Below are 3,365 nucleotides of genomic sequence, written 5' to 3' on the forward strand. Positions count from 1 at the left end.
GGTGTCACGCAGGCCGACCAGCCACCGCGACCTCAGGGTCAACAGCCGGGTGAGCGTGTGAGCGGTCTTCTCGGCCTCGAGCGCAATCGGGTGCCGCTCGCTGTCATAGGTGTCGAGCACCCGCTCGGGCAGGCTGCCCGCGTGAACGTGGGCGATTTTCCAGGCCAGGTTGTAAGCTTCCGAGATGCCCAGGTTCATCCACTGTCCGCCGATCGGGCTGCCGATGTGGGTGGCATCACCGACCAGGAACACGCGGCCGACCCGCTGGGTGTTTGTGCGCCGATGCTGGAACGCCGCCATGGTTTCCGACGACGGGTTGGACAGCTTCATCAACTGACCTCGGCCGTCGCACAGCTGTTGGAAGCTCTCCACGGTCAAGGGCATGCGCTGGCCTTCAGGCGGCAGCTCACGAGGGATCTCCACGAACAGACGGTAGCGACCCTGGTCGTCCAGTGGCGCCACGGCGACGTAGCCTTCGCGCTCCCCCAGGAAAAACACGCCCTCGTCGTGCCAGCCGTTCCAGCGGATGTCCATGTCGGCCAGCATGAAGTGCCGCATGTAGTGCTCGCCATCGAAGCTCAGGCCAAGTTGTTTGCGGACCGTGCTGCGCGCGCCATCGGAGCCGATCAGCCACGACACCTTGATCGACTCCCGCTCTCCCGAGGGCTTCTTCAGTGTCGCCATGACGTGCGTGCCCTCGTCGCGCATGTCCAGCAGCTCTGTCTGCCACTCGATGCGCCCGCCCAGCTCGCTCAAACGATTCATCAGCAAGCGCTCGGTCTGGGGCTGGGGCAGGCTCAGCAACAGCGGGTGCGCCGCATCGAGCAGCGTGAAGTCGTAGCGCAAGATGGTTTTGCCGCGTGACTGCACACGGAAGTACTTGATCGCGTGACCCGTCTCGACCGCGTCCTTCGCGATGCCGAGGTCGCAGAAGATGTCCAGCGTGCGCGAGTGCAGGGCCAGCGCCTTGGTCTCGGTCGATGGCCCGGCGTTGCGTTCGATGATCCGGTAGGGGATGCCAAAGCGTTGCAGCTGCAACGCCAGCGTCATGCCGATCGGGCCGGCTCCGGCGATGAGCACAACGCCGTTGGATTGGGGTGAACGATGCGCTTGCATGGGTCAGTACCAGTTGCGATAAAAGGGGCGGTCGGCAGCAGCCAGCAGCTCGGTGTCGCCGTCGCTGTCGCCGTAGGCATAGATGAACCACTGGTCGAGTCGACCGACGGTCTGGGTGAGTCGGCGCACCTTTTCGGCGTTGACGCAGTTGTCGCCGTCCACTTCGCCTGTGAGGTGGCCTTTCTCCGTGCGCAAGCGGGTGCCGCAAACGTGGTCGAAGCCGACTGACTTGCCCCAGTCCACCAGGTAGTTCTCGGGCGCGTTGCTCACCAGCACCGTGAGGTGACCTTGGGCTTGATGCCAGGCCAGGCGTCGCAGGGCCTGAGGCCGGATCCAGTTGCGAAGCGGGCCTTGTATGAAGCGCTGCGCATGGCCTGCTTCAACGTCGTTCGACATGCCTGACAGGAACAAGCCGATGAACCCCGCGCGCGCATCCATGAGCTTGCGCCGCCCCAGCAACACGCCCAGGATCTCGGGCAAAAGGAAGCACAGCACCTTGGTCCAGAACACCGGCGGCGTGGCGATGAACCTCAGGTAGCGCCAGAAGGTGTGCCGATCGGAGAGCGTCCCGTCGAAATCGAACACGGCCAGGCCCGGGCGGTCGTTCATGGCAGATGGGGGCATTGGTTTGCTCATGCTGCGGTGGCCAGGGCCTCGGTGACCACGACGATGTTGCGCGGCAGCTTGTGCGCCGACAGGCGCTCTCCGAGGTGCTTGAGCAGTGCTTCCTGGTCGATGGCATCGCACACCACGCTCAGCGACAGGCTGGTCTGACCCAGCGCGTCGCGTTCCGCGTGCGCCCGTGCAGCGCGCACGTTGGGCCATTCGCGTGCGGCTTGTTCGACCTCTGCGAGGTCGACCATCTGGCTGCGCACTTTGGTGATGCGCAAACGCATGCCGATGAAGTGCACGTGGCCAGCCTCGTCTCGCACAACCAGGTCTCCAGACTTGAGCCACCCTTCGCAGAAAAACTGCCTGTCTGCTTCGGCGTTGTTCAAGTAGCCCGAGCAGACGGTTGGGCCGCCGATCCAGAGCTCTCCCAGCGTGCCGTCGGGCACGTCCTGTCCTTCGCCATCGACCACGCGCAGTTGCACGCCAGGGATGGCCCGACCCAGGGTGTCTGGCTTGCAGGCGCCGACATAGCTCTGCACGATCACAGGCAGGCACTCGGTCATGCCGTAGCCCTGGAGCACCTGGTGAGCAGGCAGGCGTTGCGACAGCTCTCGCGCCGCGTCGGGCGCCAGGCGGCTGCCGCCCGAGTACAGCATCAGGTCTGGGTGCAGGGGGGGTGTTGCGTCTCCTCGGGCCGCTCTTTCAGAGAGCTGGTGGTTGAGCATGCGAACCAGCTCGGGCACGAGGCAGGCAAAGGCAACCTGGTGTTGTGACAGCACCTCGGCGATGTCTCGCCTGGACAGCGTCGAGGTGATCAGCATCGTGGAGCCGATGCTCAACGGCATCACCATCAGCACCACCAGGCCGTAGACCGCGTACAGCGGCAGGCCGACCAGGTGAACCGTTCCCACGCCCATCGGGCGCATCGACTTCAGCAGGCCTGCTGCCGACAGGCTCAGCGCGCCGTAGCGGTGCGCCACACCCAGCGGTTCGCCCAGGCCCTTGTAGGTGAACTGGATGGTCACCACGTCGTCGGCCTGCGGCAAGCGCAATGGCCGGGCCTCAGGGGTTTGCGAGGGCAGCGCAATGTGCCTGACGTTGGGCGGCAGCGGCACACAGGGGCCTTCGTCCACCGTGATGAGCGCCGAGAGTTCGCCCAACATGGACCAGGTGCCCTGATGGCGCACCGCCAGTGCCGTCGTGGTGACCACCATCGACGGCGTGCTGGCCAGCGCCAGTTCCCGCAATTCCGCTGCGGTGAGCTTGTCGTTGATCAGCACGGGCACCAGGCCTGCGCCGACGATGGCCAGGTAGTTGGCGACCAGCTCGATCCCCGAAGGCATGCACAGCAGAACGCGCGTTCCGCAGGATTGGCTCAAGGCATGCAAGGTTCCGCAGCGCTGGGTTGCCATCTCGTGCAACTCGGCGTAGGTGCACGAGCGACCTTCGTCCAGCGCGTCGATGGCCGTGGCCTGCGGGTGGCTCTTGGCGAAGCCGATGAACCGGTGAATGAATCCGTCTGTCTGATGTTGAGCTGGCATGTTGGGCTCCTGTTGCGTGGGGGTGGCGGGCAAAAGTGGTCCCCGCCACCGTGCATGACGGTGGTGTTTTCGGGGGCGGGGCAGGGGGGAGGCGGG

3 protein-coding genes are annotated in these 3,365 nt (G+C 65.3%); all 3 read right to left on the reverse strand.

What is annotated here, in order from left to right:
• Positions 1-1,116: FAD-dependent monooxygenase (locus B2W70_RS03585; RefSeq protein ID WP_286742937.1), on the reverse strand; the 1,116-nt coding region annotated here is incomplete at its 3' end.
• Between the two features lie 3 nt (positions 1,117-1,119).
• Positions 1,120-1,725: an HAD family hydrolase gene (locus B2W70_RS03590; RefSeq protein ID WP_200964319.1), complete on the reverse strand. Its 606-nt coding sequence runs from the start codon at positions 1,723-1,725 to the stop codon at positions 1,120-1,122.
• A 23-nt stretch (positions 1,726-1,748) separates the two neighbouring features.
• Positions 1,749-3,269, reverse strand: a complete 1,521-nt coding sequence (locus B2W70_RS03595; RefSeq protein WP_286742938.1) for a class I adenylate-forming enzyme family protein — start codon at positions 3,267-3,269, stop codon at positions 1,749-1,751.
• Positions 3,270-3,365 lie beyond the last annotated feature (96 nt).

This window comes from Aquabacterium sp. UBA2148, from assembly GCF_002328915.1.
GTDB lineage: Bacteria > Pseudomonadota > Gammaproteobacteria > Burkholderiales > Burkholderiaceae_C > Aquabacterium > Aquabacterium parvum.